Source organism: Bacillus sp. FSL H8-0534 (assembly GCF_038005885.1).
GTDB lineage: Bacteria > Bacillota > Bacilli > Bacillales > Bacillaceae_G > Bacillus_A > Bacillus_A pseudomycoides.
The window spans coordinates 51,272-64,377 of sequence record NZ_JBBOUC010000003.1 but is presented as its reverse complement, the minus strand read 5'-3'; the positions used below and the strand labels follow the sequence as shown (position 1 = coordinate 64,377).

Annotated in this window: 9 protein-coding genes and 3 pseudogenes; 6 read left to right on the top strand and 6 right to left on the bottom strand. The window is 32.3% G+C overall.

Going from position 1 to position 13,106, the window contains the following annotated elements:
- Positions 1-270: 270 nt before the first annotated feature.
- Together MHH71_RS28705 and MHH71_RS28700 are read right to left on the bottom strand one after the other, a co-directional pair.
- A complete protein-coding gene (locus MHH71_RS28705; RefSeq protein ID WP_006097652.1) occupies positions 271-558 on the bottom strand; it encodes a hypothetical protein in 288 nt (95 codons plus the stop codon).
- A gap of 1 nt (position 559) precedes the next feature.
- Entirely contained in the window at positions 560-1,381 is an 822-nt protein-coding gene (locus MHH71_RS28700; RefSeq protein ID WP_006097651.1) for a ParA family protein, read from the bottom strand.
- Between the two features lie 1,616 nt (positions 1,382-2,997).
- Here MHH71_RS28700 and tnpB point away from each other — a divergent pair.
- Positions 2,998-4,127: pseudogene (gene tnpB / locus MHH71_RS28695) on the top strand (IS200/IS605 family element RNA-guided endonuclease TnpB).
- A gap of 173 nt (positions 4,128-4,300) precedes the next feature.
- On the opposite strand, the gene MHH71_RS28690 reads toward tnpB, so the two are convergent.
- Entirely contained in the window at positions 4,301-4,657 is a 357-nt protein-coding gene (locus tag MHH71_RS28690) for a hypothetical protein (protein ID WP_006096921.1), read from the bottom strand.
- A gap of 20 nt (positions 4,658-4,677) precedes the next feature.
- Positions 4,678-5,901 carry a ParM/StbA family protein gene (locus MHH71_RS28685; protein ID WP_006096920.1) on the bottom strand — a complete coding sequence of 408 codons (1,224 nt, stop codon included), beginning with the start codon at positions 5,899-5,901 and terminating at the stop codon, positions 4,678-4,680.
- 385 nt (positions 5,902-6,286) lie between these two features.
- On the opposite strand from MHH71_RS28685, the gene MHH71_RS28680 reads away from it, so the two are divergent.
- Positions 6,287-6,865, top strand: coding sequence for a DUF3967 domain-containing protein (locus tag MHH71_RS28680; protein WP_006096919.1), 579 nt, complete (start codon positions 6,287-6,289; stop codon positions 6,863-6,865).
- Between the two features lie 251 nt (positions 6,866-7,116).
- On the opposite strand, the pseudogene MHH71_RS28675 reads toward MHH71_RS28680, so the two are convergent.
- Positions 7,117-7,542, bottom strand: a pseudogene (locus MHH71_RS28675) (TipAS antibiotic-recognition domain-containing protein); the annotation flags it as partial.
- 162 nt (positions 7,543-7,704) lie between these two features.
- Here MHH71_RS28675 and tnpA point away from each other — a divergent pair.
- The gene (gene tnpA, locus MHH71_RS28670) at positions 7,705-8,103 is read left to right on the top strand and encodes an IS200/IS605 family transposase (RefSeq protein WP_033797910.1); all 399 of its coding nucleotides are present in this window, start codon (positions 7,705-7,707) and stop codon (positions 8,101-8,103) included.
- Between the two features lie 11 nt (positions 8,104-8,114).
- Positions 8,115-9,227: an RNA-guided endonuclease TnpB family protein gene (locus tag MHH71_RS28665; protein ID WP_006096916.1), complete on the top strand. Its 1,113-nt coding sequence runs from the start codon at positions 8,115-8,117 to the stop codon at positions 9,225-9,227.
- A 138-nt stretch (positions 9,228-9,365) separates the two neighbouring features.
- Here MHH71_RS28665 and MHH71_RS28660 read toward each other — a convergent pair whose 3' ends face one another.
- Positions 9,366-10,292 (bottom strand): DUF2268 domain-containing protein, encoded by a 927-nt coding sequence (locus MHH71_RS28660; protein WP_018783440.1) that lies wholly within the window; start codon positions 10,290-10,292, stop codon positions 9,366-9,368.
- 935 nt (positions 10,293-11,227) lie between these two features.
- Here MHH71_RS28660 and MHH71_RS28655 point away from each other — a divergent pair.
- A pseudogene (locus MHH71_RS28655) lies at positions 11,228-11,440 on the top strand (response regulator aspartate phosphatase); the annotation flags it as partial.
- Between the two features lie 1,272 nt (positions 11,441-12,712).
- Complete coding sequence (locus MHH71_RS28650; protein WP_006096912.1) at positions 12,713-13,099, top strand: DUF1064 domain-containing protein; 387 nt, start codon at positions 12,713-12,715, stop codon at positions 13,097-13,099.
- The last annotated feature ends 7 nt before the right edge of the window (positions 13,100-13,106 follow it).

The following is a 13,106-nucleotide window of genomic DNA, read 5'->3' as shown; positions in this document are numbered from 1 at the left end:
TTATTTAACTAAATAGAGTAACGAGTGCTTTAGTTCCATAAGAATTAAACAACTTTAAAGAGCTTTACGACAAAAAAATGTAGCAAGGCTCTTATATTTTTATATCGAAATTAAATAACTTTATTATCACTTTACATAAGGAATATCATGAGGAAGCTGCAGCGGCAAAAGAGAAGAAAAAGTCGAGGTGGAAGTTCTGGTGACGGTATTTTTTTAAACTACGAAAATATAGAAATATCCCTATTTCTTAATAGGGATATTTCTATATTTCTAGATCTCTGTTAATAATTTAAATTTCTTTTTCTGTTCAGGAGTTAATTGATTTTCTACATAATGATGTATAAGTAAATCAATTATTTCATGAGCATATTTTTTATTAGTGAGTTTCATTAGTGCTCCAAGCTCTTCCTTAGATTGACTAGAAATTTTAATACTGCCCTGTTGGTTTTTAAATTTCTTTTTCTCCGGTGTTACAACTGAATCCTCGTTTGGGATATAAGGATCTGTTGGATTAAAATTGCTCTTTTTTCTGACTAATAATCCAGGAGTTTTTGCCATGTTATACACCAACCTTCAAACTTTCAAAAATATTGATACGAGACAATAATTCATCACTAATCTTTTCGTATAGTTCTATTACATTTAAATCATGTCTATCATTTTCAGTAATACCGTTTACATCAAACCTTTTAATACGTTCCATCTGTGGAACGATATTTTTAAATAGGTTTTCTTCACCAAAAATTTCACGAGCATTTTCCATAATGTATTCATCCACTTTACCATTATTTTTTAATAGCACTGGAAGAATACCTACAACTTCAATATCAAGATCATATTGCTCTTTTAATTTTATTAGTTGGTTAATGTAGTTTTCTGCACCTGTAAGAGAACGTTCTTGTGTTTGTAGAGTTATAAGAACATAATCAGAAGCTACAACTGCATTTTTTGTGACTTCAATTGACATAGGTGGAACATCGATAAATATGTAATCGTATTTATGTTTTATTTTCTCAAGTAATCCCTTAAAGTAGAAATCTTCTTCTGCTTCCGAAGAACAAGATTTATATAGAAATTTTGCGAAATCTTGAAAATCAACATAAGAAGGAATTAAATATAAATTTTCCATTATTTCAATTTCTAATCCATCTAAATTCCCATCTTGAATTCCTTTCATTAATGTTTTATTTAAAGTTACCTTTTCATCAGGATTAAGGATAGATTTTGTTAACATTAGAGATTTTGTTGCATTACTCTGCGGATCAAGGTCAACGAGTAAAGTTCGTTTCCTCTTTTTTGCGAATTCATAAGAGTTTAATACAGCATTAGTGGTTTTACCAACGCCCCCTTTGTAATTCCCAACAGTAATTGTAATAGCCATTTATACCACTCCATTTATTATTTGAAAAACCCACATATATCCCTATTTCTATATTTTAGTAAAAGAATTATAGAAATAGGGAAGTATCTATTTATAGAAATAGGGATATTTCCCTATGTTATATAGAAGATTATAGCAGTGATATGTGGTACATGCAATAGAATCTGTCATTTATACCGCTCCATTTATTATTTGAAAAAGTCTTTATATCCCTTTATTTCATGCCCATCAAGTTAAAAGAAGCAAATATCTCAAAATAAGAGAATTGACAACTTCAGGTGAACTGTACAATTCTTTTTGTTTGGGGTGTTATAAAAAAGAAACAACCTTTCCTATAGTCGATGTTGTATGGGCTTAACTTGAAGGTAAGGACCTATTTCAATATTTTTGATAGCAAAGGTAGGAGTGTATAGAAATATCCACTTATAGAAATAGGGATATTTCTATATTATAAAGAAGGTAATACGGAAATATTTGGTACGCACAAAAGAAACAACTATTTGTACTACTCAGCTATTTTTTCAAAAGATCCTCCAATATCGCTATTTTTACATTGTAAAGAAGGTTGTAGCGTTGATATTTGGAACATGTAAAAGAAACAACCATTTATACCACTCCAGTTACTTTTCAAAAACTCCCCTATATCCCATTTCTGTATGTTTAATAATAAAAAGTAGGGATATATAGAAATATCTAATTATGGAAATGGGGATATTTCTATATTGTAAAGAAGGTTATAACAATGATATGTGGTACATGCAATAGGAGCATAGAATTAATGGATAATACCTAAAGCATTGATTTCAAAAGGGACTAGTTGTCTTTCATTCTATAATTAACAACGATCATTAATAGTGTAGAGTTGAAATAAAGTTTAATTGTTTATAAGACAGTTTAACCATTTATGTTGGAGGATTAGGCGCTTGCACACTTATTAATCGAAAGGCCTTACAAGCTGGAGTTAAAATTTCTCCCCAATTAAAAATCTTTCTTTTTGGGGAGAAGATAGGCACTTTTGTATTAGAGCAGGTGCTTTAGGATTTGATTATAAATCAGATGGTGTTCTCTAAAAGATTTTGATTCCCCCTCCTTTGTACGAAGGTTAGCCAAAATATCGATTAAACATTAGGATACTATCTCTCTTTTTTTCTATTTCTATATTTATGATAACTAAAGCAAGGATATATAGAAATAGGGATACCTCCCTATTGTGAAGAAGGTAAAGTAGATATATGTGTTATATGTAATAGAATCTTTCACTAATCCTACTCCAGTTATGTTTAGAAAGTCCCCCCTATATTTCTATTTCAATATTCGTGATAAAAAATAGGGATATAGGGAAATATCTAATTATAGAAATAGAGATATTTCTATATTGAAAAGAAGATTATAGCAGTGATAGAGGTGTTACATGTAATAGAATTATAGAAATAACGGACAATATCTAAACCATTGATTTCAAAAGAGAGTATTTATCTTTTTCCGACAGAAGACTCCTTCCTCAAAAATGGGAAGGTGTGAAACACCAATTTTAGGTGGGAGATGAATGGCGGTAGGCGTAAGCCTACGTTTTTTAGTATACTGTAGGCATCATACAATAAAGTGAGGTGCAACCCATGTTAGTAAATAAAGCATATAAATTTCGTATCTATCCAAATAAAGAACAAGAAATATTAATTGCTAAAACCATTGGGTGCAGTCGCTTTGTATTTAACCATTTTCTTGCTCTTTGGAATGATACCTATAAAGAAACAGGAAAAGGATTAACCTATCCTTCTTGCTCTGCCGAGCTCACCCAATTAAAGAAAAAACAGGATACGATTTGGTTAAAAGAAGTCGATAGTGTATTGCCCTTCAATCCACATTGAAAAACCTCGCAGATGCTTTTTCACGTTTTTTCAAGAAACAGAATGATATCCCACGATTTAAGTCTAAAAAGAATAAAGTTCAATCATACACAACCAAGCAAACAAACGGAAATATTGCAATTGTAGGTAACAAAATGAAATTACCGAAACTTGGCCTTATTCGCTTTGCCAAAAGTCGTGAAGTAGAAGGTCGTATTTTAAATGTAACGATTAGACGCAACCCAAGTAGTAGATACTTTGTATCTGTCCTTGTCGAAACAAAGGTACAAAAAATGCCTAAAACTGAATCCAATTGTGGAATTGATGTTGGATTAAAAGATTTTTCCATTCTTTCTGATGGTACAACATACAAGAACCCTAAATTCTTCCGTATATTAGAAGAAAAGTTAGCGAGAGCACAGCGTATCCTTTCCAGAAGAACGAAAGGTTCTTCGAACTGGAATAAACAACGCGTGAAAGTTGCACGAATCCATGAACATATTGCAAATGCAAGAGCTGATTACTTACATAAACTCTCTACTGAAATCATCAAAAACCACGATGTCATCGGTATGGAGGACTTACAAGTCAGTAACATGCTCAAAAATGGAAAGCTTGCAAAAGCGATTAGTGAAGTATCTTGGTCACAATTCCGAGCTATGTTGGAATATAAAGCAAAATGGTATGGTAAACAAGTTGTCGTGGTATCTAAAACATTTGCTTCTAGTCAACTATGTTCCAATTGTGGATTCAAAAACAAAGACGTTAAAAATCTAACAATTCGTGTGTGGGATTGTCCTTCTTGCGGCACACATCACGATCGAGATCGAAATGCAGCACTCAATCTGAGAAATGAAGCAATTCGTCTCTTAACCGTAGGAACTACGGGGATAGCCTAATCCATTAGAGTTCAGTAGAACTCTAATGGATTAGGCTATCCCACTTCAAACAGTCCGCAAGGACGTTAAGTGGTGAGTAGTTCAATTTTCATTCTATAATTAACAACTAGTATTAATAGTGTGAATTTGAAATAAAAGACCTTAGGATTATACCTAAAGGTCTTCTTTACTAATTAGAAATCAATCTCTTCGTTATCTTCTTCAGAAATACCACCAAGTACTTCCTTAGCATCAACAATTTTACCTTCTTGGAGTACAGGCTCTTCCATTTTTAAATCTTCTTGTTTCTGTATGGGAACAAATCCATTAGTAAGTAGAAGATCCAATTTATTTTCAATTGTATCTAAAAGATTTAATCTCTGTTCTACATGATCTAATTTCCGCAGTAGTTGCTCATAACGTTTTTCATTTTGTACCAGTTCAACAACAAATGCTGTTAATTGTCTACTATTAGCTTTTTCATTAAGAATTCCATATACATCTTCAGGCATATTATCAGCATGTAATGCCATTTTTCTATTTTTAGCCATTATCAGCACGTCCCTTTATTTTAGGCTAACTGTCCCTTCATTTCATCAATTACTTTTAATTCTAATGCAGTTAGATTAATTGTCCGTGAAGTTGGAGCAAATACTTCTTTGTCGCTATTTTGAATAATATCGTTCAAGAAGAAGTGATTGTTTTTAGCAGCCATTTCAGACATATGATTCAATAAAGCTAGACGGATGTATGGTTCTAAAACGGGTGCTTCGCCTCCAATATAAATGAATTTCAACACTGTATTCGTACTAGATGGGATGAATACATCAAGAATTTTAGCAACTAAAATTCTTGCATATTCTTTCAGTGCCTCTACAATTTCATTTGTAAAATCATATTCTTCACCAGTATTTTCATTCGATAGTACGTACTTTTGTACTTTATAATTATTGACTATAAATTTCTCTAATGTTCTTAGATCCTTAAAGTATTGAATCAATTTTTCTTTTCTAAAGCGTTCTAGATATCCTAAGAATGGCTCAATATCGATAACTTGGAAAGAATCTCTGTGCTTAGGTGTAGTAAGTCCTTTACCTAATCGCACAGCATCTGTAGAGCCGCCACCAATGTCAGTTAAAACTACTTCATAGTCATCGAATCTCTCAGATTCATATCGCTTTTCAATACTAATTACATTTGTATTCTGATCTTTTGAAACCATTTTATATTTTAAAGAATGTCTAGCAACTTCTGATTCATTTCTACATTTGGCTGAATTGACTCTAATAGTTAGTTCTTTCTCCATTCCTGGTGTTAACACTTTAACTTTATGTTCACCAATAAATCTTTCTTCCATTTTTTTATGAGCAATGCTAAATTTCTCTTCACGTTTTAAAAGCCAAATTGGAAGCATCATACTCATGTGTTCAATTTCAACTTCATTATCTTCTTGCTCAGCGTTAAGCGCATGATAATATGCAATTGCTCCTAAAAAGCTTACGTATGGGATAGGACTATTAATTTTATCGTGCATCTTATTTACATGTGAGTTTGCCAACTGATTATCTTCAGCTAATTGCCCAACTAAATAGAAAGACTCTTCACCTTCGATTTCAGTGGAAATTAGTAATCTATCTAGTAAATCTTCTGGTCTAGAAATACGATCAACAAGTAAATCCTCAGCTTGTTTCTTTGAAATTTTAACTACATTCGTTGCAAGTTCAATATAATAACCATCGACCATGAAATTATTAAAACTATTTCCGAAATCCGCTACTTTTCTTCCAATTTTCATTTATAATTCCTCCTTTATACATTAAGTACGACTTAAGTGATACTTTTAATTATACTTTAGCACATTTAATCAAAAATAAGAATACTTTAAATAATAAGTACGACTTGAATCGTACTTATTATTTAATTAACCTATATACTTAAAAAATTCAAAATAAACAAGGAAATACCTTCTTTCAAACGAATAAGACACATAATAGTTAGACGCCGACATGTCGGACATAAAAGATGATGAATAACAGTAAAACAACAACATGACCGACATAAATGATAATCAATAACAATGTAATGACAACATGACCGACATGGATGATAATCAATAACAATGCAATGACAACATGTCGGACATCGATAACAACAAATAACGATGAGGGGAGGACGATGGAATGGATAGGGAAGAGCCTTATAGGAAAACATATTCCCTTGCAGATATAGCAAGAATGCTTGGGAAGCCACGGACAACCCTTCAGGCCTGGCGGGATCAATTCAAACCATATTTACCAACTGTCGCTGGGACGAAGGGGCGAACACTGAGATATGAACAGGAAGCATTAGAGTTGTTTAAATTAATTGCTAATATGAAAGATGCACAAGAGCCACCAGAAATAATAGAACAGATGTTAAAACAAAACGTAGATTATATTGTAGTAGAAGAGAGCGATGAAGACGACGAAATAACGAAGCCAATTATTCAAACGATGTATGAAAGTATGAAAGAGGTTTCTATATATTTTCAAGAACAAAAAGCCATGAACATGGAGCTTTTACAGCGCATAGATCATTTAGAACAAACTAATCATATGTTATTGAATAAGATTGATGAACAACAAAAGAATATTGATGGGAAAATAAATAACAGAGATCAGCAGCTATTAGAAGTGATTCGTGAAATACAAGAAACTAAGAAGTTAGTTGCCTCTAGTCAACAAGAAAAATCATGGTTCGCTAAATTATTTAAAAAATAACTTAAATAATACGTAAAAAGTAGGGAAGCTTGTATAGTTTTACAAGTTTCCCTACTTTTTTATAAATTTGATATTGTGGATTTGAAATAAAGTCGCCACGTTTTGAAAAAAGTTAAGATGGAGTCGAAAATAGAATAACTTTAGGCAACCCCATGAAGGTGTGCAGTGACAATAAAGTTATTTAAAAGGATGGTGTGAAATTTCAATTAACACCATCTCTTATTTATATGTTGTATTATAAAAATATGAAATTAATGATTCTGTCTATTAGTATAATGTATAATATCGTTATATAAAAATTCAGCTAAGTCTTCATTACTAAATTGGTTTATATAATTTTTGAATCGATTATCAAATTTATACGTATTTGCAATACATATCAACATTTCAGAGTCACATACAATAGATTGTTCAAGATAACTTTTCCATTCTACAATTAATTTCTGTACCTCATCAGAAGAAGGGGATTGATTAATACAGGATGCAATTTTTCTAAATACTTTTTCCATGTTTAGTTCAAATTCAGAAAATAGGTTCGCTTTTTTACTAGGAGAGAGTTTTTTCAGTTTCGCCTCAAATTCTTTGTATTTTTCAGTTTCTCCATAGATGAATTTCGCTTCATGAGCATATTGTTCTTGTAACGGTGAAATGGATGAATTATTAAAAATATTTAACGAATTGCCCGAAAGAATTCTCCTTCCTCAAGTGTGTGGAGGGCAATAGCCCAACGGTAGGTGGGAGATGAATTTCGGTTTGGCGTAGCCAAAAAGCACGTAACTGTGCTTTTTATTTTCTCTATGGTATAATCAGTCTTATGAAACAAAAAGGTTGGTATATAAGTGAAATTAGATAGTAATAATCATTCAGTGTTCTTGTTGTATTATCATCTTGTATTGGTCGTGAAATACAGAAGAAATGTATTTGATGATGATATGTCATACTATGCAAAAGACATGTTTGTAAGACTTTCTGAGAATTACAATATAACGTTAGTCGAGTGGAATCATGATGTTGACCACGTACATATATTGTTCAAGGCACATCCTAATACAGAAATGACAAAGTTCATTAATGCTTATAAGAGTGCGAGTTCTCGATTAATAAAGAAAGAATTTCCACAAGTGAAAAAGAAACTTTGGAAAGAAATGTTTTGGGCAAGAAGTTTTTGTTTACTAACTACTGGTGGTGCACCAGTAGACTTGGTGAAGAAGTATATCGAAAATCAAGGGGAGAAGTGAGGTGAAATGATATGACAAAGCATAATAAAGCATATAAATTTCGTTTGTACCTAACAGAAGAACAAGCATATCTTATGCGTAAAACCTTTGGTTGTGTGCGCTTCGTATATAACAGAATGTTGGCTGAACGTAAAGAAGTGTATGAGAAATACAAAGGTGATAAGGAACAACTAAAGAAACAAAAGCTTCCAACTCCAGCAAAATACAAAGAAGAGTTTGAATGGTTGAAAGAAGTTGATTCATTAGCTCTGGCAAATGCTCAACTAAACTTGCAAACTGCCTATAAGAATTTCTTTAGTGGTCAAAATGACTTCCCAACATTCAAAAGTAAAAAAGACAGAAAGTCTTATACAACGAATGTAGTAAACGGAAATATTATGTTGTTAAATGGTCATATCAAATTACCAAAACTGAAAATGGTACGTATCAAACAACATAGAGAAATACCACAAGACCATATTATCAAGTCGTGTACAATCTCCATGACACCTACTGGTAAATACTATGTGTCCATCTTGACTGAATACGAAAAAGAGATTGTACAAAAAGAAGTAGAAACAGTTGTTGGATTAGACTTTGCGATGGATGGATTATACGTTAGTTCTGAGGATGAGAGAGCCAATTATCCTAAGTTCTACCGTAAAATGTTAAATCAATTAGCAAAGGCACAACGAGTATTATCAAGACGTACTAAAGGTTCTGAGCGTTGGAATAAACAACGTTTTCGTGTAGCTAAGTTACATGAAAAAGTAGCTAACCAACGTAAGAATTTCCTTCACCATAAGTCTAAAAAGTTAGCTACTAATTTTGATGTTGTAGCTGTTGAAGACCTAAACATGAAAGGAATGTCGCAAGCACTTAATTTTGGAAAAAGTGTCGCTGACAATGGTTGGCGTATGTTCACTTCTTTTTTAGCTTATAAACTACACGAACAAGGCAAACAACTTGTGAAAATAGACAAATGGTTTCCTTCCACAAAAACATGTAGCAATTGTGGAAGTGTGAAAGATATGCCATTGTCTGAACGAGTATATTCTTGTATATGTGGTGTAAATCTCGATAGAGATTATAACTCAGCCATCAATATCAAAAATGAAGCAATACGCCTAGTAGCATTAGCATAAATAGCAACAAAATAACCTTTGGAACAAGGGAGTTAGCTCGGCTGTTTTAGGACTAATTCGTTAGCTATCAAAAGTAACGACTAACCGAGAAGCCCCCACTTCAAGTAAGCTCGTAAGGGCTACTAAGTGGCGGGTAGTTCACCCGTTAATAATTGTTTCTTCATCCCAAAATCCTTTTATTTCATCTAATATTAGATTAGCAGGAGTTATTGTGGCTTCAAAGATATTTTTACCTGTTTTTTCTAAATAGTATTTAATTAAATAGTACCCACAGGCATAACCAGCAGCATAAGACATATTGACTGGCATATAGTTTTGAAGTTTTGCTAATTCATCACCATAAAGATACGGTGCAATTTTATCAAAGCCTGTTAATTGTAATTGTTCCTTGAGCACAGGTTTAATATGTCTATTAAGCATTTCCATAGTTGTTTTCGATACCCAAGGACCGAGTAGATCTTCTCCAAAAATAGAAGTAGCAAAGTTCTCTGCTAACCCTTCACTAACAATTAATTCACCTAAAGTAACAGTATAATCCCACTGAATAAATTGATATCGAACATTATGATTACATTCATGTGCTAAAGCAGCTTTCATTCGAGGTATTGTGTATTCATTTGGGACAAGTGTACACATAATATAGCCAGGGATACCTCCATCACCACTATATCCTTCATTTAACATTAACGAAGGGCTATTGGGATCCCCTAATAGAATCGTGAATAAGTAATCGGATACACGTAGGTTCACATCATGCTCTTTAAATAAATGAAGGCTTTTCCTAACAGCTTCTGTACACTCAGACCAAAAAGAATCAGATGAAATCAAGTCTAATTCTCGTGTAATCTCATTTGTAATCTGAGTAGGAGAAATGCTCATTATATTATTCAATGTAATAACATCAAAACTATTTGGCTCCTCAGCTTTAAAAGGAACATGTTGAATTTTCCATTTCCTCATAAACGGAGCCAACATCTCTTGTCTGTATAACTCAACCTTTTCCTCTTTTGGAGCTTGTGAAATTTTTCGATATATTTTATCTGAGCGTAATGATTTTATATTCATTTCTTTCACCCCTTATTTAATATAGTTAAAATTATGCACTATGACGTAGCGTTATAGTCAAGGGGGTTAACTAAAAATATAGTAGGAGGATGGGATTAGGTGTTTTTTGAAATATTAATAGGACCCCTTCATTTGTAAGTACCTTAGCTTAGTTTGGATGTTGAACGTACTTAAAAATACCTTCAAAGCCGAATGGTGAACAACTTTATTGTAATTAATCTGTGGGCTAATCAGACTATATAATGAATGGTTGCAAAGTGACGTTAGGTGAATATAAACACGGGGATGTAATTGGTATGCGAGTGATTGTACCAGCACAAGATAATAGAAATGAATATCAAATTTTCGTCACAAATAGTAGGTTATCAAAAAAAGGCTAGAAAAATTCTTATTTTCAATAGTGGAATAGAAAAGGGATATGTTTATGATTATATATTCGGGCAATCTGATAGCCATTATTTTTTGTTTAAATGGGGGAATCTCTTAATAACAATAAGAGAGAAATATAATATAAAGGATTAATTTACTCCTTTCCTTGATTAGCTAAGAGCTTTTCAAGGTTTTTTTATGATTTAACAATTTTATGAATGTATTAAAAAGAATCAAAGAAAAAAAGATATAAATCTTAGTCTTATTTCTATACATAAATATAGATTTAAAATAAAGTTCAATTTTTCTGTAATAAATTACGATTTATAAAGAGATAAATAGTATTGCAAAGAATTCGAATTGAGGAGGGATACTTTTATCCCTCCCCTATATCTCAAATATCTCTAAATATCGATATGGATGTATTAACGATAAAACGATAATTTCATAATGTTCAGTCGATTATTGGAACATCTCTCTTTTCCAGATTAATATTTTGTTTATCTGCTATTATTTTATTGTGAGAATATTCCCTTTATTATTTTATGGGGTGATGGGAGGATTATATGAACATACAACTAAAGGGGAATGAACAGTTGACGGAGTTATTAAATGAGTGGTATTTACAAATTCGTGCAAGAAATAGAGAGAATTCCATACGTCTAAAAAAAGAAATTGAGCAACAGCTTCATAATCTTATAGGTGATCAAAATTTACTTTTTTATTATTCACTTTTAGATTTCCGTTTTAACTACTTACTTAACAACCAAAATTTATCATCCCTTTTTATACTAATCGAAGAGATATGCTACAAATCCAATAGCAGCTATAGCACTTCCAATAACAATAAATAAACTAATAATCCCAAGAGACAGAATTTCCTATTAAAATTTAAGCTGGATTTAAGAGTATCTTATTTATTAATTCTTGTTTTAAAAAACTTAAACTCAATAAAAACATTAGAATCTATTTTAGGGATGTTAGGCTAATTATACCAAGCGATTCAAGACTTTATCTTAGTAAATCTCAAGGTTAATTTGTGAGTAAATAAGTGAATTTTCAGTTTCATATATGTGTAAATTTTATAGCAGAATAGTCTAGAAAATGAGAAATAATTATAGGAACTGAGAGATGTTTTGAGTTTCCTTGTGTCGAAAAAGGATAGGTTGCTTGGAGGGTATAAGAATACATGACAAATAGCCTTGCTAATTAATTTTTTTTAAGCAAGGCTAAGTTTTAGATGTTTTTTAATTAGGACTTTAGAACGCCCATTTTTTGCAAAACGGAATCCATTTTCTGGTTCTGGTGCAAAAGTTTTAGAGTTTTTGCACCAGAACCACTTTAAGTTACATTTATAGTATAAACAGGATTAGGAATATTATGCAGATTAAAAAAGAGCACTGTATATAAGTGCCCTTGAGAGGTAGGCGTAATACCAATCATAATCAGTATTAATATACGCTTAATATAATTAAAATGTGAAAAAAGCAGCTAGCAAAAGCTAACTGCTCAGCCCTCGGGGAAAGGGAGAAAGAATATTACAGAGGTCACTGTGAATTCAAGCTGTATCAGCCCATTTATAGTATTGGACAAAATTTAGAATTTTATTCGGACAAACTCAAAAAGAGCAGCTAGCAAAAGCTAACTGCCCGCCCTCAGGGAAAGGGGAAAAGCCTAATATCACAGATGAGAATCTGGATGTAAGTATAGTATGATCGAGGTTTTGAATTTTATTTAAACAACCAAAAGAACAGCTAGCTAAAGCTAACTGCTCTCTCGGGATGGGAACTCAGGTTGCTGGAGGCTCATTTAAATGAGTTATGGCTATCGCCTATATACATTATATACAGAATATTGAGATTTATTTGGAGGATGAGGAAATGATTAATGAATTGAAAGTAGGAAATGTATTCCCATTTTGGGTACCAGTTAACTTAGGGTTTGCATAATCTATACAAAGAGTCGAAGGTGAATACCTAGGAAAACACAATGGGGTGTTTCAAAAGATTATGTAGGAAGCATTCCATATTAGAAGGAAGTGAGGAAACAAGTTGTTTAAGCGCAAAAAGAAGACAGGCCGTATTAATAGTAGAAAAACAGTCGTACTAGGAATTGAGTTTGATAGTAAAACAGAAGCAGAGTATTACCTGTTCTTAAAGAGTAACCCTGAGGTTGTTGAGATTAAGCTACAACCTCAGTACATGCTCCTTGAAGGGTTTTATATTACTACACGAGATGGTAAACGGAAGAAGCGAAGAGATTGGAAATTCACAGCAGATTTCTTAGTTACTTATAAGGATGGAACACAGGAAGTGATTGATGTCAAAGGTTATGCTAACGATCGCTTTCCATATATGAAGAAGATGTTTGAATACCGATATAAGCAGGAGTTAGTTGTTGTTATGAAGGACAAACAGAAAGGTTGGATAAGAAAATAAAGGGGCT

Excerpts from the sequence above, each read along its gene's own strand:
- MHH71_RS28705 (WP_006097652.1), bottom strand. The coding sequence starts at position 558 with ATGGCAAAAACTCCTGGATTATTAGTCAGAAAAAAGAGCAATTTTAAT.
- MHH71_RS28700 (WP_006097651.1), bottom strand. The coding sequence starts at position 1,381 with ATGGCTATTACAATTACTGTTGGGAATTACAAAGGGGGCGTTGGTAAA.
- MHH71_RS28690 (WP_006096921.1), bottom strand. The coding sequence starts at position 4,657 with ATGGCTAAAAATAGAAAAATGGCATTACATGCTGATAATATGCCTGAA.
- MHH71_RS28685 (WP_006096920.1), bottom strand. The coding sequence starts at position 5,901 with ATGAAAATTGGAAGAAAAGTAGCGGATTTCGGAAATAGTTTTAATAAT.
- MHH71_RS28680 (WP_006096919.1), top strand. The coding sequence starts at position 6,287 with ATGGATAGGGAAGAGCCTTATAGGAAAACATATTCCCTTGCAGATATA.
- MHH71_RS28665 (WP_006096916.1), top strand. The coding sequence starts at position 8,115 with ATGACAAAGCATAATAAAGCATATAAATTTCGTTTGTACCTAACAGAA.
- MHH71_RS28660 (WP_018783440.1), bottom strand. The coding sequence starts at position 10,292 with ATGAATATAAAATCATTACGCTCAGATAAAATATATCGAAAAATTTCA.